Raw genomic sequence first — 23,105 nt, 5'->3', positions numbered from 1 at the left:
ATGAGTACCGTTCAGGGGCGGCTGCGTATCGCCGTCCAGAAATCCGGCCGCCTCGCCGACCGAAGCCTCGACCTCGTCCGCGACGCCGGCCTGCGCGTGGTCAAGGGAAACAACGACCTGCTTTACCGGGTCGAGAACTATCCGATCGATCTGCTGCGGGTGCGCGACGACGACATCCCGACCTTCGTGGCGGATGGCGTCTGCGACCTCGGCATCGTCGGCGAAAACGTGCTGGAGGAGGCCCGCAACGGCGGCCCGGTCGCCGAGGTGGTCATGCCGCTCGGTTTCGGCCGCTGCACGCTGAAGATCGCCGTTCCCCCGTCCCTGGCCTATGACGGCCCGGCCTCGCTCGATGGTCTGCGCGTCGCCACCTCCTATCCCCGGATCCTGCGCCGCTGGCTGGACGAGCGGAACGTCCGCGCCGACATCGTCACCATGCGCGGCGCGGTCGAGGTGGCCCCCCGGCTGAAGCTGGCCTCCGCCATCTGCGATCTCGTCTCGACCGGCGCCACCCTGGAGGCCAACGGTCTCGGTGCGAAGGAGACGGTGCTGGAGAGCCAGGCCGTGCTGATCCGCTCGCCCGCCGCGCCAGAACCGTCCCTGCAGCACCTGCTCGACAGCATCATCGAGCGGATGAGCGGCGTCGTCGCCTCCCAGGGGGCCAAATACGTCATGCTCAACGCCCCGCGCTCGGCGCTGGACCAGATCACCGCCATTCTCCCCGGCGCGGGCTCGCCCACGGTCATGCCCCTGTCCGGCCGCGACGACGCCGTCGCCGTCCACGCCGTCTGCCAGGAGGCGGTGTTCTGGGAGACGCTGGAGAAGCTCAAGGCCGCAGGAGCCTCGGCCATCCTCGTCCTGCCGATCGAGAAGATGATGTGATGCGCCGGATCGACTGGAGCACTCTCGACGCCGCCGGCCGCCGCGAGGCGCTCGCCCGCCCCACGCGCCGCACGGAGGCGCGGGTCAGCGACGTGGTGCGCGAGATCTTCGACGATGTCCGCGCACGCGGCGGACCCGCCGTCGCCGACTGGAGCCTGAAGTTCGACGGCTTCGCCCCGCGCCGCATCGCCATCACCCCCGAGGCCGTGGCCGCCGCCCGCGACGCCCTGCCGCCGACCGCCACCCGCTCGCTGCGCATCGCCGCCGACAATGTCCGCGTCTTCCACCAGGCGACCCGGCCCGAGGACACCGCCTTCTTCGAGACCACGCCCGGCGTGCGCTCCCGCCTCGTCTGGCGGCCCATCGGCGCGGCCGGCGTCTACGTTCCCGGCGGCACCGCGCCGCTGTTCTCGTCCCTGCTGATGCAGGCCGTTCCCGCCGCGGTCGCAGGCGTGCGCGAGCGGGTCGTGGTCACCCCGCCGGCGAAGGACGGCGGCGTTCACCCCGCCATGATCTACGCCGCCGCCGAAGCGGGTCTCGACGCGATCTGGCTGATCGGCGGGGCCCAGGCCATCGCGGCCCTCACCTTCGGCGCCGCATTCGACGACGGCGAGATCCCGCCCGTCGACAAGCTGTTCGGTCCCGGCAACGCCTGGGTGGCCGAGGCGAAGAAGCAGGCCGCCGCCCTGCCGGGCGGCCCCGCCGTGGACATGCCCGCCGGCCCGTCGGAGCTGCTGGTCATCGCCGACCGCGACGCCGACCCGGAGATCGCCGCCGCCGACCTGCTCAGCCAGGCCGAGCACGACGCCGACGCCCAGGTCATCCTCGTCTCCGAGAGCCGCGCCAACATCGAGGCCATCCTCGCCGAGGTGGAGCGCCAGCTTCAGACCCTGCCCCGCGCCGACATCGCCCGCGCCTCCCTCGCCGAAGGCCGCGCCGTCCGCGTGCGCGACATGGCCGAGGCCTGCGAGGTCGCCAACCTCTACGGCCCCGAACACCTCGCCCTGCAGACGGTCGATGCCGAGGCAATGGTCGAGCGCATCACCGCCGCCGGCGCCGTCTTCGTTGGTCCCTGGGCCGCCGAGACGCTCGGCGACTACGCGGCCGGCCCCAGCCACGTCCTGCCGACCGACGGCGCGGCCCGGACGATCGGCGGAATCACCACCGCCAGCTTCATGACCTCCATGTCGGTCCAGTCCGTCTCCGAAGCGGGGGCCCGGGAGCTCGCCCCGGTCGCCGCCCGCCTCGCCCGTCTCGAGGGCCTTGAGGCCCACGCGCGCGCCGCAGACCTGAGGGCCCGATGATCACCAATCTGCCCGCCCCGTTCGCGCCCCTGGTCTCCGGCGGCGATGGCCTCGACCGCTACCCGGCCGAGCCCCGCGCCCTCGCCGCCCGCATGGCCGAGATCTATGGCGTCCCCGCCGACCGCGTGCTGCCCGTGCGCGGCCTGACCCACGGCCTGGAGCTGGTCTTCCGCCTCGCCGCCCGCGACGGGCTGACCATCCAGGCCCCCGACGCCGAGCCTTATCGCGCTCTCGCCGCCCTCTACGCCCGCCCGGCCACCGGCGCCGCTCCCGGCGCGGTGATCCTGCGCGCGCTCGGCTCGCCGGAGGCCGTGGCGGAGATGGCGGCGCGGGTCGCCCCGGCCCTGCTGGTCATCGACGAGGGCTCCGCCGAGTTCGCCGACGCCCCCTCGGCCGCCACCATTATGGACGCCCACGCCAATCTCGTGGTGCTGCGCAGCCTGTCGCTCGCCTATGGCCTCGCCGGCGCCCGCGTCGGCGCCGCCCTCGCCCAGGCCGAAACCCTCGTCCGGCTCGCCTCGGTGATGGAGCCCTGGGCCCTGCCCGAGGTCTCGATCCGCCTGGCCCTGCAGGCGCTGGATCCCTCGCGCATGATGGAGACCGGCCAGCGCATCGCCCGCGTCCGCACCGAACGCGAGCGGCTGGTCAAGGCCCTGTCCCGCACCATGGTGGTCGAGCCCGGCTTCGGCCCGGTCATCATCGTCCGGCCCGCCGACTCCGACGCGGTCCTCGTCGGCCTGACGCGCTACGGCGTCGCCGCCGAACGCGCCGGCGAGCGCCTGCGCCTGCCCGTCTCCGCCCAGGCCGAGGTCAACGATCGCCTGCTCGCCGCCCTCGACCTCGCCCCCGCTCCGGCCCGGCCGCACCGGACCGGCGACGCCGTTCGCGACACGAAGGAGACCCGCATCGTCTGCGCCGTCGACCTCGACGCGGCCCGACCGGTCTCGATCTCCACCGGCGTCGGCTTCTTCGACCACATGCTGGAGCAGATCGCAGCCCACGGCGGCTTCTCGCTCCGGCTGTCGTGCGAGGGCGACCTGCACACCGATCCGCACCACACCGTCGAGGACTCCGCCATCGCTCTCGGCCAAGCCCTGAAACAGGCGCTGGGCGAGCGTCGCGGCATCGCCCGCTACGGCTTCGTCCTGCCCATGGACGAGGCCAACGCTGCGGTGTCCATCGACCTGTCCGGCCGCCCGTTCCCGGTCTTCAACGGAGACTTCAGCACGCCCTTCATCGGCGACTACCGCACAGACCTGACCGCCCACGTGTTCCGCTCGCTCGCCGAACACCTCGGCGCCGCCATCCACGTCACGGTCACCGGCGACGACGATCACCACAAGACTGAGGCCGTCTACAAGGCCTTCGGCCGCGCCCTGCGCCAGGCCATCCGCATCGAGGGCGACGCCGTCCCCAGCACCAAGGGGGTGCTGTGAGCACCGTCACCATCGTCTCCTACGGCGCGGGCAATGTCGCCTCGGTCCAGTTCGCATTGGAGCGGCTGGGCGCGACCGTCCGCCTGACCGCCGAACCGGCCGGGGTCGCCGACGCCGAACGCCTGATCCTGCCCGGCGTCGGCGCCGCCGGCTACGCCATGGCCCGGCTGTCGGAGCTCGGCCTGGTCGAGCCGATCCGCGCCTTTCCGCGCCCGCTGCTCGGCGTCTGCCTCGGCCAGCAGCTGCTCTTCGAGCGCAGTGAAGAAGGGGGCGGCGTCTCCCTGCTCGGCCTGATCCCCGGCCAGGTCCGCAGGATGGCGCCCGCTCCCAACCGGCCCGTGCCGCACATGGGCTGGTCGCGCCTGTCGGGCGTTCGCCCGGACCCTCTGCTGGAGGGCATCGGTCCCGACGCCTGGGCCTATTTTGTGCACAGCTACGTCTGCCCCGACGGCGAGGCGACCCTCGCCCGCGCCGACTACGGCGGCCCGATCCCGGCCGTGGTCGGCCACGCCAACCGCTGGGGCTGCCAGTTCCACCCCGAGCGCTCGGCCGCCGCCGGCGCCCGCATCTTGCGCAACTTTCTGGAGCTCAAGGCATGATCGTCTATCCGGCCATCGATCTGCGCGGCGGCGTCTGCGTGCGGCTGATGCACGGCCGCTTCGACGCCGTGACCCGCTATGACGACGAGCCCGCCGCTCGCCTCGCCGGCTTTGCCGCCGACGGCGCCGACTGGGCCCACATCGTCGATCTGGACGGGGCCGAGGCCGGCCGCGCCGTCCAGCACGAGCTGATCGGCGACCTCGCCGCCGCTATCGACATCCGCATCCAGTCTGGCGGCGGCGTCCGTTCCGCCGACGACGTCCAGCGCCTGCTCGACGCCGGGGTCAGCCGCGTCGTGGTCGGCTCGCTCGCCGTTTCCGATCACGGCACAGTTTCCGGCTGGCTCGATCGTTTCGGTCCCGACCGCATCACGCTGGCCATCGACGTCAAGGCCAACGGCGACCGCTACGTGCCCGCGCTCAAGGGCTGGACCGAGGCCGCCGATGTCGACCTGTGGACCGCCCTCGACCGCTACCCGCCCGGCGCGGCCAAACACCTGCTGGTCACCGATGTCGGCCGCGACGGCGCCCTGACCGGTCCCAATCTCGACCTGCTCGCCGAAATCCACCAGCGGCGCCCCGACCTGTGGCTCCAGGCCTCCGGCGGCGTCGCCGACCTGTCGGACCTGACCGGCGCCCGCTCGGTCGGCGCCTCGGGCGCCATCGTCGGCCGCGCCCTGTACGAGGGCCGATTCACCGTCGAACAGGCGCTCCAGGCCGCCCGCTCATGACCGCCCGCCGCATCATCCCCTGCCTCGACGTCAAGGACGGCCGGGTGGTCAAGGGCGTCCGCTTCGAGGGCCACATCGACATGGGCGACGCCGCCGAGCTCGCCGCCCGCTACCGCGACGAAGGCGCCGACGAACTGGTCTTTTACGACATCACCGCCAGCCCGCAGGGGCGCACCCTCGACTATGGCTGGGTGCGCGACATCGCCCGCCTGCTCGACATTCCCTTCAGCGTCGCCGGGGGCATCCGCTCGGTCGAACAGGCCGGCCGCTGCCTCGACCACGGCGCCGACAAGGTCTCGATCAACTCCCCCGCCCTCGAACGCCCCGAGCTGATCGCCGAGATGGCCGACCGCTTCGGCGCCCAGTGCGTCGTCGTGGGTGTGGACTCGAAACGCTCCGGCGATGACTGGCTGGTCCACCAGTACACCGGCGACCCGACCGCCAGCCGCGGCGCCGGCCGCCGGACCCTCGACTGGATTGTCGAGGCGCAGGCTCTCGGCGCCGGCGAGATCGTGTTGAACTGCATGGACGAGGACGGCGTCCGCCGCGGCTATGACATCGCCCAGCTGACCGCCGCCCGCGAGCGCCTGACCATCCCCCTCGTCGCCTCGGGCGGGGCCGGCGAGGCCGCCCATTTCCGCGACGTGTTCCGGCAGGCCAACGTCTCCGGCGCCCTCGCCGCCAGCGTCTTTCACACGGGAGCCCTGTCCATCCCCGACCTGAAGGCGTTTCTCATCGAAAGCGGCGTGGAGGTGCGGCCATGATCGATCCCGACCAGCTCGACTTCGACAAGGGCGACGGCCTGATCCCCGTCGTCGTCCAGGACGCCGCGACGCTCCAGGTCCTGACCCTGGCCTATATGGACCGGGCCGCTCTCGACGAGACCATCGCGTCCGGCGAGGCCACCTTCTTCTCGCGCTCCCGCGGCGGCCGCTGGCGCAAGGGCGAGACCTCGGGCGACCGGCTGCACGTCGTCTCCATCACGCCCGACTGCGACGCCGACGCCCTGGTGCTCAAGGTTAGGCCTGTCGGGAACGCCTGCCATCTGAACCGCGTCAGCTGCTTCGGGGACGAGGACGCCCCGGGCCTCGGCCGTCTCGCCCGCCTCGAACAGACGATCGCCGCCCGCGCCGCCGCCGACCCGTCCGAAAGCTGGACCGCCCGCCTGCTGGCCGAGGGGCCCAAACGCGCCGCCCAGAAGGTCGGCGAGGAGGGCGTCGAGACGGCGCTGGCCGGCGCCGCCGGGCCGGATTCGGAACTCGCATCCGAGGCCGCGGATTTGATCTACCATCTGCTGGTGCTGCTGCGCGCCCGTCACATGGTGTTTCAGGACGTCCTCGACGTCTTGGCTCGCCGGGCGGAAGCGGCCAGACCAGACCCCGGTCAAGCTGGGACCTGAACCTGAGGAGAAGGCATGGCGGCCCTGGTGCTGTTCGGCGGCGGCGGCGACCTCGCGATGAGGATGCTCCTGCCCTCGCTCTACTTCCTCGAGCACGACGGCCTGCTGCCCGACGGACTCAAGATCATCGGCGCCGCCCGCTCGGAAGAAAGCCGCGAGGACTACGTCGCCAAGGTCCGCCAGTCGGTCGAGGCCAAGGCGAAGGCGGATCACGCCTGGTCGGACGACGCCTGGGCCCGGCTGGAGTCGCGCCTCGACTATCTCGCCGTCGACGCCACCTCGGCCGAAAGTCTCAAGCCTCTCAAGGACAAGGTCGGCGACGGCGCCTGCACCTCCTTCCTCGCCGTCTCGCCCTCGCTCTACGCCCGCATCGTCACCGCCATGCGCGCCGCCGGCCTGGCCGAGCCCGAGGACCGCGTGGTGCTGGAGAAGCCGGTCGGCCGCGACCTCGACACCTTCCGCCAGATCGACGACGCGGTGGCCGACGCCTTCTCCGAGCACCAGGTCTTCCGCATCGACCACTACCTCGGCAAGGAGACGGTCCAGAACCTGATCGCCCTGCGCTTCGGCAACACCATCTTCGAGCCGCTGTGGAACAACCTCAGCATCGATCACGTCCAGATCACGGTCGGCGAGACGGTCGGCGTCGGCGACCGCTGGCCCTATTACGACGAGTACGGAGCATTGCGCGACATGCTCCAGAACCACATGCTCCAGCTGCTCTGCCTCGTCGCCATGGAGCCGCCCTCCGACCTCGACCCGGACTCGGTCCGCAACGAGAAGGTCAAGGTCCTGCGCTCGCTCCGCCCGATCACTCCCGATGAGGCCGGGCGGGTCACCGTGCGCGGTCAGTACGTCGCCGGAACCGTCGAGGGCGAAGCGGTCGCCGGCTATGACGAGGAGCGCGGCGCCCCGTCGGACACCGAGACCTTCGTCGCCGTCCGCGCCGACATCGACAACTGGCGCTGGGCCGGAGTGCCCTTCTTCATGCGCACCGGCAAGCGCCTGCCGGAAAAGCGCACCGAGATCGTCATCCAGTTCAAGCCGGTGCCGCACTCCATCTTCGACCACGGCGACCGCGGCTCGATCGAGGCCAACCGGCTGGTCATCGAACTCCAGCCCGAGGAGGACATTTCCCTCTCGGTGATGAACAAGAAGCCCGGCCTCGACCAGCGCATGCAGCTCCAGCCCATCCGCATGAGCCTGTCCTGGGGCCAGAACGACAGGGACGCCAAACCGCCGCGCCGCCGCATCGCCTACGAGCGGCTGCTGCTCGACGCGCTGGCCGGCGACTCCACCCTGTTCGTGCGCCGTGACGAGGCGGAGCAGGCGTGGAAATGGGTCGACGAAGTGTCCGAAGCCTGGGAGGGCGCCGCGTTCAAGCCGCACGACTACGCCGCCGGAACCTGGGGCCCCGAGGCCGCCGACCTGCTGCTCTCCCGCACCGGTCGCGAGTGGAACAGCGGGCATGGCTGAGATCGAGACCTTTCCCGACGCCGCCGCCTGGGCCGACGCCTGCGCCGCCCGACTGGGCGAGACCCTGTCCGCCGCGCTCGCCGAGGCCGGCAAGGCGGTGTTCGCCGGCTCCGGCGGCTCGACCCCTTCGCCGATCTACGCCCGACTGGCGCAGGCCCCGCTCGCCTGGGCGAACGTCGTCGTCACCCTCGTCGACGAGCGCTACGTCCCCGAGAGTTCTCCCGAGTCCAACGCCGCCCTGCTGAAGCGCACCCTGCTGACCGGTCCCGCCGCCGCGGCCCGCTTCCTGCCCCTCTATTCCCCGGCGGTGACGGTCGACCGCGCCGCCGCCCTCGCCGCCCATGCGCTGGCGGCGGAGGGAGGACGTCTCGACGCAGTCCTTCTCGGCATGGGGGAGGATGGCCATATCTGCTCCATGTTCCCCGAAAGCCCGACCCTCAAGACCCTGCTCTCGCCGAACCTGCACCCCACGGTCCTCGGCGTCCCGACCGGCCGCGACGGCCGCGGCCCGACGCTGGAACGCCTGTCGATCAACCTGCCCTACCTGATGGGCGCCCGCCGCGTCATCCTCGCCCTCACCGGCGCCGCCAAGCGCGATGTCTTCGAGCGCGAAGCCGCCGGCGATCCGAACACCCAGCCGATCGCCGCCCTGCTGGCCCACAAGGTCCCCCTGGACGTGCTGTGGACGGAGGCCGCCCGATGACCCGACTGAACCCCGTCGTCGCCGAGGTCACCGCCCGCATCGTCGAGCGCTCCCGCCCCACCCGGTCCGACTACCTGCGCCGCATGGACGCCGCCCGCGACAGCGGCGTCGCCCGGGCCAAGCTCAGCTGCGCCAACTGGGCCCACGCCTTCGCCGGCCAGACCATAGCCGACAAGCTCACCGCCATGGGCGGCAAGGCCCCCAATGTCGGCATCGTCACCGCCTATAACGACATGCTCTCGGCCCATCAGCCGTTCGAGCGCTTTCCCGCCGTGATCCGCGAGGCGGCCCGCGAGGTCGGCGCCACCGCCCAGGTCGCCGGCGGAACGCCCGCCATGTGCGACGGCGTCACCCAGGGCCGCCCCGGCATGGAGCTGTCGCTGTTCAGCCGCGACGTCATCGCCATGTCGACCGGCGTGGCCCTCACCCATGACGCCTTCGACGCCGTCATCTGCCTCGGCGTCTGCGACAAGATCGTGCCCGGTCTGTTCATGGGCTCGCTGGCCTTCGGCCACCTGCCCGTCGTCTTCGCCCCCGCCGGCCCGATGCCCAGCGGCATTCCGAACGCCGAGAAGGCCCGCATCCGCGGCCTCTACGCCCAGAACAAGGTCGACCGGAAGACGCTGCTCGAGAGCGAGATCGGCTCCTATCACTCGCCGGGCACCTGCACCTTCTACGGCACCGCCAACTCCAACCAGATGATGATGGAACTGGCCGGGCTGCACATGCCCTCGACCGCCTTCGTCCATCCCGAGACCGGCCTGCGCGACGCCCTGACGGCTGCGGCGGCGAAGCGCGCGGTCGAGCTGGCCCGCGAGGGCAAGAGCCGGATGGCCGACGTCATCGACGAAAAGTCCGTGGTCAACATGATCGTGGCCCTGCTGGCCACCGGCGGCTCGACCAATCACGCCATCCACCTGGTGGCCATGGCCCGCGCCGCCGGGATCCTGATCGACTGGACCGACATGGACCAGCTGTCGTCGGTCACGCCCCTGCTGGCCCGCGTCTATCCCAACGGCTCCGCCGACGTTAACGCCTTCCAGGCCGCGGGCGGCGTCGCCTTCGTCACGCGCGAACTGGCCGAGGCCGGGAATATCCACACCGACGTCCAGACCATCATGGGCCCCGGCATCCACCACTATTTCCAGGAGCCGTCGCTCGTCGACGGCGAACTGGTATGGCGCGACGGCGTCACGGAAAGTCTGGACACTGACATTCTCCGTCCCGCCTCCGACCCGTTCGACCGCGAAGGCGGACTGCGCCTCGTCCAGGGCGACCTCGGCCGCGCCGTCATCAAGGTCTCGGCGGTCAAGCCGGAGAACCGGATCGTCGAGGCCCCCGCCGCCGTGTTCGAAACCCAGGAGGACGCCCTGCAGGCCTTCAGGGACGGCAAGCTGGACCGCGACGTCGTCGTGGTCCTGCGCTTCCAGGGTCCGAAGGCCAACGGCATGCCCGAGCTGCACAGCCTGTCGCCGGCCCTCGGCGTGCTGCAGGACAAGGGCTTCAGGGTCGCCTTCGTCACCGACGGCCGGATGTCCGGCGCCTCGGGCAAGACGCCCGCCGCCATCCACGTCTCTCCCGAGGCCCTCGCCGGCGGCATGCTGGCCCGGGTGCGCGACGGCGACATCATCCGCCTCGACCCCGAGGCCGGAGAACTGACCACCATGGGCGTCGACCTCGCCTCCCGCCCGGCGGCCCAGCGTTCCGCCGAGCACGCGGGGGGCTCGGCCTGGGGCTATGGCCGCGAACTGTTCGCCGCCTTCCGCCACGTCGTCTCGACCGCCGAGGAGGGCGCCTCCATCTGCTTCGCCGGCGCCTCGGCGGGCCCGGCATGGAACGACCGTCAGCCCGACCCGAACCTCAACGACCGCGCGGTCGATGCATGACCCGCCCCCGCGCGGTCCACGACAGGGAGCAGACCCGATGACCATCGCCTGGGACAGGACGCTGCTGGTCGGCGACGTTGGCGGCACCAACGCCCGCTTCGCCATCGCCCACATGATCAACGGCAAGCCGGTGCTGGAGCATCACCAGAGCTTCAAGGGCGCGGACCATCCGACCTTCCTCGGCGGGGTGAAGGCCTTCATCGACGGCTGCGAGGTCAAGCCGACCTCGGGGGTCATCGCCGTGGCCGGGCCGGTCACGGACGGCGCCATCGACCTGACCAACTCCCCCTGGCGGGTGTCGGAGGAGGAGCTCGGCACGCTCGGCCTCGATCCCGTCCGCCTGATCAATGACTTCGAAGCCCTCGCCTGGGGCGCGCCGGTCGTGCCCCGCGATCAGCTCGCCTCGCTGGGCGGGCCCGAGGAGGGCGATCCTGAATCCGCCATCGCCGTGCTCGGCCCCGGCACCGGCTTCGGCGTCTCGGCCCTGATCCGCGACTTCCACGGCCGCGAGATGGCCATGCCGTCCGAAGGCGGCCACGCCTGTTTCGCCCCCGGCGATCCGGTCGAGGACGAGATCCTGCGCATCCTTCGCCGCCGCTACGACCGCGTTTCGATCGAGCGGCTGATCTGCGGTCCCGGCCTGCTCAACATGCACCGCGCCCTGGCCGAGATTGACGGGCGCGAAACCCACATCGACGACCCGGCCCAGATCACCGAAGAGGCGCTCGCCGATCCGCGCAGCGCCTGCGGCGCCACCCTGGCCCGCTTCTGCGCCATCCTAGGCGCCGTGGCTGGCGACATCGCCCTGACCACCGGGGCCCGCGGCGGCGTCTATATCGCCGGAGGCATAGCGCCCCGCATCCTGCCCTTCCTCCAGGCCAGTCCGTTCCGCGAGCGGTTCGAGCGCAAGGGCCGGTTCACCGACTATATGGCGGCCATCCCCACCCATGTGATCCTGCACAAGCACGCGGCCTTGCTCGGTGCGGCCCGCGTGGCCTTCGCCGAGGCGGGTTAAGTCGGGAGTCTCACAGATCGGTCACGCCGGCGTGAACCAAATCGGAAGCGGCGCATTATCGAGGCTCCACTGTGGAAGGAACCTCCCATGCGTAAACTGATCATCGCCTCCGTCGCCGCCTTCGCCTTCGCCGGCCTCGCCGCCTGCAACAGCCCGGCCGACAACGCCGCCGAGGAGAAGGCCGACGCCCTGGAGCAGCAAGCCGACGCCGCTCCGACCGAGGCTCAGGAAACCGCCCTCAACGAGCAGGCGGACCAGGTCGAGCAACAGGCCGGCAACGCCGACGGCGGCATGACCACCGAGAACACCCCGAACACCTCGCCGTCGACGGCGAACCCGGGTCAGTAAGGCGGAAGACCGCGGGCGCTCATGACGCCCGCGTAAACCCTTCGAACGGTCAGCCCCCGTCGCTTACGCGGCGGGGGTTTTCCGTCTTCACCCAGTGGGCGAGCGCCAAGGTCAGGAATACCGGGCCGATCACGGACCAGCGGCCGGGCCCGGTCTCGGCCGCGATCAGGAAAAGCCCCCACCAGAGCGCGATGTCGCCGACGTAGTCAGGCCGCTCCATCCACCGCCGCCACCCGCGCCCGGACATCGGGCGGACAGCCGGCGGTTCGCGGCGGACCGTCGCCCGCCGCAGATCGCCGAGCCCCGCCACCGCCAGCCCGGCCACGGCCAGCACGGCGCCGGCCCATCCGGGCCACCCTACGCCCGGCTCGAACTTCACCTGGCCCAGCTGCGCCGGAAGGGCGATCAGCCACGCCAGCGCCCCCTGCGGCAGGAAGCACAGCAGCAGCGGCGCGGCCGCGGTGGCGCGGAATCCCGTCCTGCCCTCGAAGGCCAGGGCGTAGCGGACGTCCGCCCCGGCCCTGATCCGCGGTGAAAAGCCCCTCCAGGCCTCGCGCGCGGCCCAGACCCCCGCCAGCCAGATCAGCAAGCCTTTCCGCACCGGATCGCCGTCGACGATGAGGAATGTCGCCGCCGCCGTCAGCAGCATGGCCAGCGGCCACATCCCGTCGACGAGACCCCACCGCCCGGTCTTCCACGCCACGGCCCAGGCAGCCGACATCGCCGCCAGCGAGAGGACCAGGTTGAGGCCCAGCAGGGCGGCGATCTCGGGCAGGGTCATGACGGCGCAACGCCGCCGCTCGACGCCGGATGCATCCGGTCAGTCGACGCAGATCGTGGCTTCGGCCTTGCCGTCTTCGACCGTGGTGTAGCAGCCGAACCGGCTGCTGGTGGCCTGGCACTGGCCCACGGCCGCGGCGCCGGCCCGCGGCGCCTCGGCCACGTCCTCGACCCGGCAATCGCCCTGGCACTGGTCGCCGTCAGTGCAACGCGTCCCGGCGTCCGTATAGGAAACCACGCAGCGCACGGTCTGCATCCGGCCTTGCGGCAGCATCTTGCCGCCCCGCGCGGCGCAGGCCGCGGCGTCATCCGCGCCGGTCTGCGCCACCGGCGCCGCCTCGGCCAGATCGGTGCGGCCGCCGTCCGCGGCCGGCATCGGCTGGCACGCCGCCGCGAGCAGGGCCACCGCCATCATCAAACGCTTCATGTCGCTCGCCCCTTCTCGAATCCGGTCCAGACGTCGTCGTAGTCCAGCTGCATGGTCGGCGAGGTTTGCGCCCATTCCGTGGTGCGGATCGGCATTCGCGTCTCGAACATGAAGGCCAGGGTGTTCTCGATCTTCACCGGCTTCAGGTCGGCCGCCACCGCCTTGTCATAGGAACCCTGGTCGGGCCCGTGGCCGCTCATGCAGTTGTGCAGGCTGGCGCCGCCGGGGGCGAAACCGCCCTCCTTGGCGTCGTACTCGCCGTGCACCAGCCCCATGAACTCGCTCATCACGTTGCGGTGGAACCACGGCGGCCGGAAGGTGTCCTCGGCCACCGTCCAGCGCGGTGGGAAGATAACGAAGTCGCAGTTGGCCGTGCCCGCCGTGTCGCTCGGCGAGGTCAGCACCGTGAAGATCGACGGGTCCGGGTGGTCGTAGCTGACGGTCCCGATCGTGTTGAACCGGGCCGTGTCGTACTTGTACGGGGCCAGGTTGCCGTGCCAGCCGACCACGTCCAGCGGGCTGTGGGCGAAGGTCGTCGTCCACATCCGGCCGCCGAATTTCTGGATGCATTCGGTTGGCCGGTCGACGTCCTCGAAGGCCGCGACGGGAGTCAGGAAGTCCCGCGGATTGGCCAGGCCGTTGGAGCCTATCGGCCCCAGGTCCGGCAGCCGCAGGATCGCGCCGTAGTTCTCGCAGACATAGCCCCGGACGGGTCCGGCGACCTCGACCCGGAACCGCACGCCGCGCGGAATGACCACGATCTCCCCGGGTCGGGCGTCGATGCGCCCCATCTCCGTGACGAAGGCCTGCTCCCCCTGCTGCGGCACGATCAGCAGTTCGCCGTCGGCGCAGTAGAACACCCGGTCGGTCATCGACCGGTTCGCCGCATACAGGTGGATGCCGATCCCGCCCGCCGCGTCGGGGTCCCCATTGCCGCCATAGGTCACCAGCCCCTCGACCCAGTCGGTCGGCTCCGTCGGCATCGGCAGCGGATCCCAGCGCATCCGGTTGGGGTTGGGCGGCGCCTCGTGGAACGGCCCCGAGCGCACCAGCCCCTGCCGGAAAGGCCTGTAGGCCGGATGCTGCGCCGACGGTCTCAGCCGGTACAGCCACGAGCGCCTGTTCTCGCTGCGGGGCGCCGTGAACGCCGTCCCCGACAGCTGCTCCGCATACAGCCCCATGGGCGTGCGCTGCGGCGAATTCCGTCCCTCGGGCAGGGCGCCCGCGACAGCTTCCGTCGAAAAATGATTGCCGAAGCCCGGCATATACTCAGGCGCGTTGGCGCGAGTCGTCATGGCGTGTCTCCCGTTCCCTCGATCTAGGACAGGCGGACCTCGAAAGCCAACGTCTGGCTCCATAGCGGTGCCGGATTGACGTTGTGGTCCGGGGGCGCATCATCGGCGGATGCGGCGAACGATTGCAGTCTCGGCTCTGGTTCTGGCTGCCGGCGGCTTCGGCCTGCAGTGGCTCAAGCTCAACCTGCTGAGCGGAGCCCTTCCCTTCGAGCTCTATGTTCTCGTCGTCGTCGCCGCCTTCACCGCGGGCGGACTCTGGATCGGATGGTGCATGGCGGCGCGCCGGCGGGGACCCGGCTTCGCCCGCAACGACCGGGCGCTCGAGGCGACCGGCATAACGGGCCAGGAATTGCGCGTTCTGGAAGCCCTCGCCTCCGGCCGGTCAAACAAGGAGATCGCCCGCAAGATGGGCCTGTCGCCCAATACGGTGAAGTCCCACCTGGCCGGGCTCTACGCCAAGCTCGAGGTCCGTCGCCGCACCGAGGCGATAGACCGCGCCCGGCGTCTGGACCTGATCCCCTGAGCCTCCTGCTTCCGGGCGACCGGGCCGAATTCACCCGTTCGGGTGATGGCGCCCGGCGGTCCGGGGGGCGAGGATCGGGGAGAACTCAACGAGGGGAGGCGGCCATGGCTCGCATCATCATCATCTACGGACTCATCGGGGGTCTGATCATCATCGCCGGCATTATCGCCACCATCGTCATTGGCGGCGACCGGCCTCACGGCAGTGTCTGGCTTGGCTACCTGATCATGCTTCTGGGCATGGCGGCCGTGTTCATGGGCGTGAAGCAGCACCGGGATCAGGCCGGCGGCGGCGTCATCCGCTTCTTCCCGGCCCTTGGCGTGGGGCTCGCCATCTCCCTGATCGCCTCGCTCGCCTATGTGCTGATCTGGGAGGCCTATCTCGCCGCGACCAACTACGAATTCATGGCGCAGTACGCCTCGGCCACCCTCGAGGCGCGGCGCGCTGAGGGGCTCAGCGGAGAGGCCTACCGCCAGCTTGAGACGCAGATGAACCAGATGATCGTGCAGTACCGGTCGCCGTGGTTCCGCATGCCCCTGACCTTCGCCGAGATATTCCCCGTCGGCCTGCTAGTGTCGATCGTCAGCGCCGCCCTGCTCAGGAACAGCCGCTTCCTGCCGGCGCGGACGCCGGCCTGAGCCACGCGCCGCGACGAGGCCGCGGAGTCAGAATCCCTGGCTCCGCGCCATCCGCTCCTGATGGAAGCCGGCGTCGCCCAGCAGTTCGTTCAGCACCCGCACCCGCTTCATGAACAGGCCGACGTCGAACTCGTCGGTCATGCCGACGCCGCCGTGCATCTGCACCGCCTCCTGCACCGCCAGTTCGGCGACGCGGCCCGCCTTGGCCTTGGCCACGGACACCGCCAGCGGCGCACTCTCCTTGCCCGCGTCCAGCGCCTGCAGCGCCCCCATGACCGCCGCCCGGGCGATCTCGATCTCGCTGAACAGATGCGCCGCCCGGTGCTGCAGCGCCTGGAATTCGCCGATCAGCTTCCCGAACTGTTTCCGCGTCCGCAGGTATTCGAGCGTGGTCTGAAACGCCTGATCCCCGGCCCCCGTCAGCGACGCCGCCGCGCAGGCCCGGCCCAGGTTCAACGCCCCCTCCAGCAGCGCCTCGCCGCCCTCGACCGAACCGATCAGCGCGTCCGCGTCGACCTCGACATCGGTCAGCGTCACCCGCGCCGCATTGTGCGCATCGACCATCACCGTCCGCTCGACCGCCACACCGTCCGTGGACGGATCGACAAGGAACAGGCCAATCCCTTCCTCCGTCCGCGCCGCCACGATCAGGGCGTCGGCGACATGGCCGTCCAGCACGAAGCCCTTGGCGCCGTTCAGCCGGAAGCCGTTGCCCGACCGCTCGGCCATGGTCGTCATCCGCGCCGGCGCGTGCTTCGGCCCCTCGTCCACCGCCAGGGCCACGATCGCCTCGCCCGCCGCGATCCGCGGCAACCAGGCCGCCTGCTGCGCCGCCGACCCGCCCTTCAGCACCGTCGCCGCCAGCAGGCCCGAGCCCATGAACGGCGACGGCGTCAGCGTCCGCCCCAGCGCCTCCGCCACCACCCCGGCCTCGACCGCGCCCAGTCCCGAGCCGCCGTGCGCCTCAGGAATAACGACCCCCGCGAACCCCATCTCCCCGAACGCCCGCCACAGCTCGCGCGACAGCCCGTCCGGATCGCGGCTGTCGCGCAGCTTGCGCAGGTGCGCGATCGGCGCGTTCTCACTGAGAAAGCCGTCCGCGGCCTCCTTCAGCATGGTCTGCTCTTCGGTCAGGATCAGCGGCATCCGTCAGGCTCCCGGCAGCTGAAGCAGGTGTTTGGCGATGATGTTCAACTGAATCTCCGACGTCCCGCCCTCGATGGAGTTGGCCTTGGTCCTCAGCCAGTCGCGGGCCATCGCCCCCTCGCGCGACCGCTCGCCCTCCCACTCCAGCGCGTCCGCGCCGCCCGCCGCCATCAGCAGCTCGTGGCGCCGCTTGTTCAGCTCCGAGCCGTAGTATTTCAGCATCGAGGCGATGGCCGGATGCGCCTGCCCCGCCTTGTGCAGGTCGCCGGTCCGCTCCATCGCCAGGCGGAAGGCCGCCGCATCGACCTCCAGCTCGGCGATCCGCGCCCGCAGCATCGGCTCGTCCAGACGGCCGTCCTCGTCCACGCCGATCGAGCCGGTCGCCACCTGCCCCAGCGGCCGCCCCCCGCCCATCTCGCCCATGGCCCCGATCATGGTCCGCTCATGCGCCAGCAGCGCCTTGGCCACGTCCCAGCCGCGGTTCAGCGTCCCGACGAGGTTCGCCTTCTCGACCCGGACGTCGTCGAAGAAGGTCTCGCAGAACGGGCTCTTGCCGCTGATCAGGGTGATCGGCCGCGTGCTCACCCCCGGCGTCGTCATGTCGAACAGCACGAAGGAGATGCCCAGATGCTTCGGCGCCTCCGGATCGGTCCGCACCAGGCAGAAGATCCAGTCGGCCTTATCGGCATACGACGTCCACACCTTCTGACCGTTGACGATCCAGTGATCGCCGCGATCCTCGGCCCGGGTCTGGATCGAGGCCAGGTCCGACCCCGCCCCCGGCTCGGAATAGCCCTGGCACCAGCGGATTTCGCCCCGCACGATCTCCGGCAGGAAGCGCTTTTTCTGTTCCTCGGTCCCGAACTGCAGCAGGGCCGGGCCCAGCATCCACACCCCGAAACTGGCCAGCGGCGCCTGGGCGTCGATGCGGCGCATTTCGGACGCCAGCACCTTGGCCTCCTCCCGGCTCAGCCCGCCGCCGCCGTACGCCGTCGGCCACTCCGGCGCGGTCCAGCCGCGCGCGCCCATCTTTTCCAGCCAGGTCTTGTGCGCCGGCGTCGGGAAGACGGCGTTGCGCCCGCCCCAGACCCGGTCTTCGTCGCTCTTCACCGGCCCGCGGCACTCCGCCGGGCAGTTCGCCTCCAGCCAGGCCCGCGTCTCCGCGCGGAAGGTATCGAGATCGGTCATTCACGCCTCCGTCGCCGGGACGTTAGCAGCGATTCACGGGTGACGTTACGTCAGCGTCAGCGGCCTATTTGGTCGGCAGGAACGGCGAGAAGGTGATCACCGTGAACGTGTCGCGGATATGCGGACGCGTCTGAACCGACCTGGTCACGAAGGTCCCGATGTCCATATCCTTCGGCAGCTGGAATTTGGCCAGCAGATCGTACTGGCCCGAGGTCGAATAGACCTCCGAAACGTGCTCGACATTGTCGACCATATCCGCCGCCACGTCGTTGGCGTGGCCCAGCTCGCATTTGATGAAGACGAAGATGGCGGTCATCATGGCGCGTCGCTCCCGGTGGTCGGGTGCTGTCTAGCGGATGGTTGCGTGGCGGGTAAGGGCGAAGCGGCGATCGATCTCGAAGCCGAGTACAACAACCGCGCCCGCGTGCCCGACCACCAGGCGGTCATGCTGCGCTGGCGGGCCGCCGCCGAAGCCGCGCGCGCCGCCACTCCCCCGCTTGAAATCGCCTACGGCTCCGGCGAGCGCGAGGTCATGGACCTGTTCTCCGCGGGAGACGACGCCCCCGTCGCCGTCTTCCTGCACGGCGGCTACTGGCAGGCGCTGGACCGCAGCTGGTTCTCCGGCCTGGCCCCGGCGCTCAACGCCCATGGCGTCAGCCTCGCCATCCCCTCCTACGACCTCGCCCCGGCCGTCCGCCTCGGCCATATCCTGCGCCAGGTCCGACGCGCGGCCGACACGGTGCGCGAGCGCACCGGCGGCCGCCCCGTCGTCTTCGGCCACTCGGCGGGCGGGCACATGGCGGCCTGCATGCTCAGCGAAGCCCGGGCCTCGGCCGCCGTGGCCATCAGCGGCGTCTTCGACCTCGCCCCCCTGATCCCGACCTCGCTGAACGTCGCCCTGCGCCTCGACGCGGCCGAGGCCGCCGCCCTCAGTCCCATCCACTGGCCGGTCCCCAACGGATCCACCCCCGGCGGCACGGTGCTCGACTGCCTCGTCGGCGGCGACGAGAGCCCCGAGTTCCTGCGCCAGTCGCGGATGATGGCCGATCTCTGGGAAGTCCAGGGCGTCCAGACACGCTATGAAGCCCTCCCCGGCCTGAACCACTTCACCGTGCTGGACCCACTGTTCGACCCGGACAGCGAGATGGTGCGGCGGATTGTCGAACTGGCCAAGCCGCCCGGAAACACGGCGTGACAGCCCCGGTCTTGACGCCCGCTCCCGCACGGTCGAGTCAGGACGCAATACGGAGCCCGCCATGCGCCACGACCGCCTCGCCGTCCTCACCGCCCTCGAAGCCCAGGGCGTGGCCCCCGTCTTCTATCATCCGGATCCGGCCGTCTGCCTGAACGTCATCCGCGCCTGCGCCCGCGGCGGAGCGCCTGTGATCGAGTTCACCAACCGCGGCGACTTCGCCGTCGACCTGTTCGGCGACATCTCGCGCGAGCTGCAGAAAACCGACCCCCACATCATCCTCGGCATCGGCTCGGTCGTCGACGCCGGTACGGCCGCCCTCTACCTCAATCGCGGCGCCCGCTTCATCGTCAGCCCCTGCCTCGTCCCCGAGGTCGCCCGCGTCTGCAACCGGCGCATGACCGCCTACTTCCCGGGCTGCGGCTCGGTCACCGAGATCGGCCAGGCCCACGAGCTGGGCTGCGATATCGTCAAGCTATTCCCCGGCGCATCCGTCGGCGGCCCGGACTTCGTCAAGGCCGTGCTCGGGCCCATGCCGTGGACCAGGATCATGCCCACCGGCGGCGTCGACCCCGACGAGGCCTCGATCGCCCGTTGGTTCGGGTCCGGCATCGTCGCCGCCGGCATGGGTTCGAAACTCGTTACCGACGCAGCGGTGAAAGCCGGCGACTGGGCCGGGATCGAGGCGCAGGTGAGGAAGACGGTGGACGCGATCGCGGCGTTCCGGGCTCGGTAAACCACCTCCGATAGGAAGCCTCTGGCCTTTCCTCCCCGTTGCGCAGCAATGGGGAGGGGGACCGCGAAGCGGTGGAGGGGCCGGTGGGTTCAGACCCGATCATCTATCAGCGCGCCACCCGTATGCGACGCCGCATGACGCCGCCCGAGGCGCGGCTCTGGCGTTGCCTCAAGGGTCACAGTCTCGATGGCCTGAAATTCCGCAGGCAGCATTCGATCGGGATCTACATCCTCGACTTCTACTGCGCTTCGGCGAAGCTCGCGGTGGAGGTCGATGGCGCGGTCCACAGCACGCCGGAACAGATGGCGCATGATCGTCGGCGGACGATCTGGCTGGAAACCCGGGGCATCGCCGTCCTGCGTTACCGAGCGCTCGCGATTCGGGACAATCTGGACGGTGTGCTGGCCGGCATAAGTGCGGCGGCGGGTGCCCGGTAGCGGGTCCGGATCAACCAGCCCCTCCACCGCTTCGCGGTCCCCCTCCCCATTCGCCCTTCGAACGGGGAGGAAAGTGACTTCACAGCCCCAGCGTCGCGCTGTTCAGGTCCAGCTCGGCCGCCGGGATCACCACCACCTCCGGATGGGCCGACCGCAGGGCGTCGATGAACATGTCGGCCTGACCGACCACCACCACGATGGCCTGGTCGGCGCTGACGATCGACGCCGCCTCGCGCAGGCTGTCCGGCGTGGTGGCCGCGATCTTCTGCGGATAGGTCTCGATCTCCGACAGCGGCAGGCCGTCGATCACCGCACCGGCCAGCAGGCCGCCGAGTCCGCCGGTGGTCTCCAGCGAGCGCAGGAATCCGCCCGTGATGAAAGTCTCGCGGTCGGTCACCGCCTGGTCCGGCACCGGCTCCGTCGCCAGCCGGTCGAACTCGGTCAGCACCAGCCCGACGACCTCGGCGGCGCTCTCGTTCTTGGTCTGGGTCGAAGCGATCAGGGCGCCGCCCTCGGCCCGCGCGCCGAGCGTGGAATAGGCGCCATAGCTCAGCCCGCGCTTGGCCCGGACCTCCTGGAACAACCGCCCGTTCTGACCCGAACCCATGACGGCGTTGGCCACCGACAGCGGATAATAGGCGGCGTCCCCCCGGCGCGGCGCCCGCACCGCCGCCGTCACGGCCGCCTGGCCCGCGCCCGGCAGATCGATCACCACGACGCGCGGCCCGGCCGGCGGTCCGGCCCGTTCGCCGATCGTCGGCCTGGGCTCTGCGGGCCGGTCCCAACCGCCCAGCACCTGTTCCGCCCAGGCGAAGGCCGCCTCCGGCTCCATGCCGCCGGTGACGACCACCGTGGCGTTGTCGGGCCGCCACCAGCGCTCGTGGAAGCTCACGATCTCGTCGCGCGTGATCGCGGCGACCGATTCCGGGGTGCCGGAGCTCGGGGCGCCGTATGGGGCCGCGCCATAGACCAGCCGGTTGAGCACGAGCGAGGCCAGCGGTCCCGGCTGGCTCAGGTTGACGCGCAGTCCATTGACCGCCTGGGTGCGGCTGCGCGCCACTTCGGCCTCGACGAAGTCGGGCCGCTGCACGACGTCGGCCAGTACGGCGCCTACCTCGGCGGCCGAGGCGATGGGTGCGGACACGAACATCTGCGTGGCGTCGGCGCCGGCGGCGCCGCCGATATTGGCGCCCAGCGCCTCCAGGGTCCGGGCAATCTCGGGGGCCGGGCGTCCGCCGGCGCCCTGGGTGGCGAGCGCCGCCGTCAGGGACGCCAGTCCCGGCCGGTCGGCCGGATCCGCCGCCGCCCCGCCGCCGAGCACCAGCTGGGCGTTCATGATCGGCAGGTCGGTCGATTTCGCGGCGATGATCCGCAGCCCGTTCGGCAGGGTGCGCTCGGCCACCAAGGGCGCGACCACGGCGCGCGCCTCGCCCAGCGCCGGCGGGGCCATGCGCTGGCCCTCCGGAAGCAGTTCATTGGCCGGCAGAACGGCCGGCGGCACGCTCAGGAAGGTCGGGACGGGGGCCGGATTGCGCCAGCTGTCCTCGGGCGTCCCCGCCGGGCGGGCGCTCTCGTTCTGATAGCGCACCGAGACCCGCGCCTGATCGTTGAGCCAGGTCCGAGCCACCCGCTGCACGTCGGCGACGGTCACGGCCTGGATCGCCGCCAGATTCTCGTCTGGCGCCTTCGGATCGTTCTCGCTGACGATCGCCTGGCCGAGGATGAAGGCCCGGCCCGACGCGGTCTCGCGCTGGCGCAGCTCGCTGGCGACGATCTCGGTCTTGGCCTCGGCCAGTTCGGCCTCGGTCACGGGCTCGTCGCGGATCCGCGCCAGCTGGGCGTTCAGCGCCGCCTCGACGTCGGCGACGGCCTTGCCCTGCGCCACGGTGGCGGTGGCGACGATCGTGCCGTCCTCCTCGTTGCTGCTGACGCCGATCCCGGCGTTGGCGGCCAGCTGGCTCTCGTAGACCAGCGCCTGGTGCAGGCGCGAACTCTCGCCGCGGGACAGAATGGCCGACATGACCTCCAGCGCCGCCGCATCCGGATGGTTGGCCGGCACGCCCGGATAGATCACGCCCACGGCCGGCAGCGGCACGTTCGGCGCATAGGCGTCGACCGTCCGCGGCGCCGTGCGCGGCGTCTCGACCGGCCGCTCCAGCACGGGCACCGGCCGATCCGGGTTGCGGATGTCGGCGAAATACTGGTCGACCAGACGATCCAGCTGGGCCGGATCGAAATTCCCCGACACGATCATCGTCGCCGTCGCCGGCCGGTAATAGGCTTCGTGGAAGGCGCGGGCGTCCTCGATCGTCGCCGAATCCAGCTCCTCGATCGAGCCGATCACGCTGCGGCGATAGATGCTCTCGTCATAGCTGTTGTCGCCGATCACGAAGCGCTGGAAACGGCCGTATGGCGGGGCCAGCACCCGCTGGCGCAGCTCCTCCTTGACGATCGACCGCTCGGCGTCGAACACCGCCTGGTCGACCACAGGCCGCGCCATCCGCTCGGCGTGGGTCCACAGCATCCGCTCCAGATACTGGGGCGGCACCGTCTCGTAGTAGTTGGTGAAATCCTGCCCGGTCGAGGCGTTGCGGCTGCCCCCGGCGTTCTCGACCATGGTCGAGATCTCGCCATAGGGCAGGTTGACCGTCTTGCGGCTCAGGATGTGCTCGAACAGGTGGGCGAAGCCGCTGCGGCCTTGCGGATCGTCCTTGCCGCCGACGTCGTACCACAGGGTCACCGTAACCGTGCCCGCGCTCGGGTCGGGCATGGCGTAGACGTCCAGCCCGTTGGCCAGCTCGCGGTGCGTGTATTCCAGCGGCGGCACGCTGACCGGCGCGGGCGCGGTCTGGGCCGAGGCGGCGCTACCGGGGGCGGTCAGGGCGAGCAGCGAGGCGCCCAGAAGGGCAGCGGTGCGGGTCATGTCGGTGGTCCCCAGGATCAACGTCTGAACAGAGGACGAGA

At 70.9% G+C, this 23,105-nt stretch carries 24 protein-coding genes; 17 read left to right on the top strand and 7 right to left on the bottom strand.

The window, feature by feature from the left end; all coding sequences use genetic code 11:
* The 12 genes from hisG (at nt 1) to VEA62_RS03475 (ending at nt 11,779) form a co-directional block, all read left to right on the top strand.
* Entirely contained in the window at nt 1-882 is an 882-nt protein-coding gene (gene hisG, locus VEA62_RS03530; RefSeq protein WP_324818475.1) for an ATP phosphoribosyltransferase, read from the top strand.
* A complete protein-coding gene (gene hisD / locus VEA62_RS03525) occupies nt 882-2,186 on the top strand; it encodes a histidinol dehydrogenase (protein ID WP_324818473.1) in 1,305 nt (434 codons plus the stop codon). Before hisG ends, hisD begins: the two co-directional genes overlap by 1 nt.
* Nucleotides 2,183-3,622, top strand: coding sequence for an imidazoleglycerol-phosphate dehydratase HisB (gene hisB / locus VEA62_RS03520; protein WP_324818471.1), 1,440 nt, complete (start codon nt 2,183-2,185; stop codon nt 3,620-3,622). Before hisD ends, hisB begins: the two co-directional genes overlap by 4 nt.
* Nucleotides 3,619-4,221, top strand: a complete 603-nt coding sequence (hisH, locus tag VEA62_RS03515) for an imidazole glycerol phosphate synthase subunit HisH (protein WP_324818469.1) — start codon at nt 3,619-3,621, stop codon at nt 4,219-4,221. Before hisB ends, hisH begins: the two co-directional genes overlap by 4 nt.
* Entirely contained in the window at nt 4,218-4,952 is a 735-nt protein-coding gene (locus VEA62_RS03510) for a 1-(5-phosphoribosyl)-5-[(5-phosphoribosylamino)methylideneamino] imidazole-4-carboxamide isomerase (RefSeq protein WP_324818466.1), read from the top strand. The genes hisH and VEA62_RS03510 overlap by 4 nt, the downstream gene beginning before the upstream one ends.
* A complete protein-coding gene (gene hisF, locus VEA62_RS03505; RefSeq protein WP_324818463.1) occupies nt 4,949-5,716 on the top strand; it encodes an imidazole glycerol phosphate synthase subunit HisF in 768 nt (255 codons plus the stop codon). Before VEA62_RS03510 ends, hisF begins: the two co-directional genes overlap by 4 nt.
* Nucleotides 5,713-6,351, top strand: a complete 639-nt coding sequence (hisIE, locus tag VEA62_RS03500) for a bifunctional phosphoribosyl-AMP cyclohydrolase/phosphoribosyl-ATP diphosphatase HisIE (RefSeq protein WP_324818460.1) — start codon at nt 5,713-5,715, stop codon at nt 6,349-6,351. Before hisF ends, hisIE begins: the two co-directional genes overlap by 4 nt.
* A gap of 15 nt (nt 6,352-6,366) precedes the next feature.
* Nucleotides 6,367-7,827, top strand: a complete 1,461-nt coding sequence (gene zwf, locus VEA62_RS03495) for a glucose-6-phosphate dehydrogenase (protein WP_324818458.1) — start codon at nt 6,367-6,369, stop codon at nt 7,825-7,827.
* Nucleotides 7,820-8,530, top strand: coding sequence for a 6-phosphogluconolactonase (gene pgl, locus VEA62_RS03490; RefSeq protein WP_324818456.1), 711 nt, complete (start codon nt 7,820-7,822; stop codon nt 8,528-8,530). Before zwf ends, pgl begins: the two co-directional genes overlap by 8 nt.
* Complete coding sequence (edd, locus tag VEA62_RS03485) at nt 8,527-10,416, top strand: phosphogluconate dehydratase (RefSeq protein ID WP_324818454.1); 1,890 nt, start codon at nt 8,527-8,529, stop codon at nt 10,414-10,416. Before pgl ends, edd begins: the two co-directional genes overlap by 4 nt.
* A 37-nt stretch (nt 10,417-10,453) precedes the next feature.
* Complete coding sequence (gene glk / locus VEA62_RS03480) at nt 10,454-11,431, top strand: glucokinase (protein WP_324818451.1); 978 nt, start codon at nt 10,454-10,456, stop codon at nt 11,429-11,431.
* An 87-nt stretch (nt 11,432-11,518) separates the two neighbouring features.
* A complete protein-coding gene (locus VEA62_RS03475; protein ID WP_324818449.1) occupies nt 11,519-11,779 on the top strand; it encodes a hypothetical protein in 261 nt (86 codons plus the stop codon).
* A gap of 49 nt (nt 11,780-11,828) precedes the next feature.
* Here VEA62_RS03475 and VEA62_RS03470 read toward each other — a convergent pair whose 3' ends face one another.
* Genes VEA62_RS03470 through hmgA form a run of 3 tightly spaced genes read right to left on the bottom strand, consistent with a single transcriptional unit; the run spans nt 11,829 to nt 14,281 of the window.
* Nucleotides 11,829-12,560 (bottom strand): DUF1295 domain-containing protein, encoded by a 732-nt coding sequence (locus VEA62_RS03470; protein WP_324818446.1) that lies wholly within the window; start codon nt 12,558-12,560, stop codon nt 11,829-11,831.
* A gap of 39 nt (nt 12,561-12,599) precedes the next feature.
* Nucleotides 12,600-12,986 carry a hypothetical protein gene (locus VEA62_RS03465; protein ID WP_324818443.1) on the bottom strand — a complete coding sequence of 129 codons (387 nt, stop codon included), beginning with the start codon at nt 12,984-12,986 and terminating at the stop codon, nt 12,600-12,602.
* Nucleotides 12,983-14,281 carry a homogentisate 1,2-dioxygenase gene (gene hmgA, locus VEA62_RS03460; RefSeq protein ID WP_324818440.1) on the bottom strand — a complete coding sequence of 433 codons (1,299 nt, stop codon included), beginning with the start codon at nt 14,279-14,281 and terminating at the stop codon, nt 12,983-12,985. Before hmgA ends, VEA62_RS03465 begins: the two co-directional genes overlap by 4 nt.
* A 109-nt stretch (nt 14,282-14,390) precedes the next feature.
* On the opposite strand from hmgA, the gene VEA62_RS03455 reads away from it, so the two are divergent.
* Complete coding sequence (locus VEA62_RS03455) at nt 14,391-14,804, top strand: helix-turn-helix transcriptional regulator (protein ID WP_324818437.1); 414 nt, start codon at nt 14,391-14,393, stop codon at nt 14,802-14,804.
* A gap of 104 nt (nt 14,805-14,908) precedes the next feature.
* The gene (locus tag VEA62_RS03450) at nt 14,909-15,442 is read left to right on the top strand and encodes a DUF4199 domain-containing protein (RefSeq protein WP_324818435.1); all 534 of its coding nucleotides are present in this window, start codon (nt 14,909-14,911) and stop codon (nt 15,440-15,442) included.
* A gap of 27 nt (nt 15,443-15,469) precedes the next feature.
* On the opposite strand, the gene VEA62_RS03445 is transcribed toward VEA62_RS03450, so the two are convergent.
* The 3 genes from VEA62_RS03445 to VEA62_RS03435 form a co-directional block, all read right to left on the bottom strand.
* A complete protein-coding gene (locus VEA62_RS03445; protein WP_324818432.1) occupies nt 15,470-16,588 on the bottom strand; it encodes an acyl-CoA dehydrogenase family protein in 1,119 nt (372 codons plus the stop codon).
* Nucleotides 16,589-16,591: 3 nt separating this feature from the next.
* Nucleotides 16,592-17,776 carry an acyl-CoA dehydrogenase family protein gene (locus VEA62_RS03440; RefSeq protein ID WP_324818429.1) on the bottom strand — a complete coding sequence of 395 codons (1,185 nt, stop codon included), beginning with the start codon at nt 17,774-17,776 and terminating at the stop codon, nt 16,592-16,594.
* 64 nt (nt 17,777-17,840) lie between these two features.
* The gene (locus VEA62_RS03435) at nt 17,841-18,095 is read right to left on the bottom strand and encodes an Lrp/AsnC ligand binding domain-containing protein (protein ID WP_324818426.1); all 255 of its coding nucleotides are present in this window, start codon (nt 18,093-18,095) and stop codon (nt 17,841-17,843) included.
* Between the two features lie 45 nt (nt 18,096-18,140).
* Between VEA62_RS03435 and VEA62_RS03430 the strand changes: the two genes are divergently transcribed.
* The 3 genes from VEA62_RS03430 to VEA62_RS03420 all read left to right on the top strand — a co-directional run bounded on the left by VEA62_RS03430 (nt 18,141) and on the right by VEA62_RS03420 (nt 20,141).
* A complete protein-coding gene (locus VEA62_RS03430) occupies nt 18,141-18,971 on the top strand; it encodes an alpha/beta hydrolase (protein WP_324818424.1) in 831 nt (276 codons plus the stop codon).
* Nucleotides 18,972-19,032: 61 nt separating this feature from the next.
* The gene (locus VEA62_RS03425) at nt 19,033-19,704 is read left to right on the top strand and encodes a bifunctional 4-hydroxy-2-oxoglutarate aldolase/2-dehydro-3-deoxy-phosphogluconate aldolase (RefSeq protein WP_324818422.1); all 672 of its coding nucleotides are present in this window, start codon (nt 19,033-19,035) and stop codon (nt 19,702-19,704) included.
* A gap of 83 nt (nt 19,705-19,787) precedes the next feature.
* Nucleotides 19,788-20,141 (top strand): endonuclease domain-containing protein, encoded by a 354-nt coding sequence (locus tag VEA62_RS03420; RefSeq protein ID WP_324818419.1) that lies wholly within the window; start codon nt 19,788-19,790, stop codon nt 20,139-20,141.
* Between the two features lie 79 nt (nt 20,142-20,220).
* On the opposite strand, the gene VEA62_RS03415 is transcribed toward VEA62_RS03420, so the two are convergent.
* A complete protein-coding gene (locus VEA62_RS03415; protein WP_324818417.1) occupies nt 20,221-23,064 on the bottom strand; it encodes a pitrilysin family protein in 2,844 nt (947 codons plus the stop codon).
* Between the last annotated feature and the right edge of the window lie 41 nt (nt 23,065-23,105).

Origin of the sequence: Brevundimonas sp. (assembly GCF_035627475.1) — a bacterium.
Lineage (GTDB): Bacteria > Pseudomonadota > Alphaproteobacteria > Caulobacterales > Caulobacteraceae > Brevundimonas.
The sequence above is the reverse complement of the archived record's forward strand: the minus strand, read 5'-3'. Positions and strand labels throughout refer to the sequence as shown.